At 40.2% G+C, this 286-nt stretch carries 1 pseudogene; it reads left to right on the top strand.

Annotated elements, in window-relative coordinates:
- Window positions 1–153, top strand: a pseudogene (locus AB4512_RS23220) (porin family protein); the annotation flags it as partial.
- Between the last annotated feature and the right edge of the window lie 133 nt (window positions 154–286).

The following is a 286-nucleotide window of genomic DNA, read 5'->3' as shown; positions in this document are numbered from 1 at the left end:
ACACCAGTTGAGCACTTAACACTTCGCCTAATTTCGCAAGCTGATGCGGTTAGTGTAGATGATTACTACATTGGAAATAATAGTTCATTCAAAACTGATGACCATACGCTGGCGTTCAACAGTGTGAGCTTCGGTGGTTCATACGACTTCTAATATTCTCCCCAAACGACTAAGTCGTAAGTAAGTAGCTCCAATTCACTTTGCTACTCTGCCCTGTGATAAGGCAGCACAGTAAAGTGAATTTTTTGTATCTATGTAACGATTCAACTTACAAAGCCATACAGTA

This window comes from Vibrio sp. 10N.222.52.B7 (assembly GCF_041474275.1).
Lineage (GTDB): Bacteria > Pseudomonadota > Gammaproteobacteria > Enterobacterales > Vibrionaceae > Vibrio > Vibrio crassostreae_C.
Note: the sequence above shows the minus strand (reverse complement) of the source record. Positions and strands in the feature narration are given on the sequence as shown.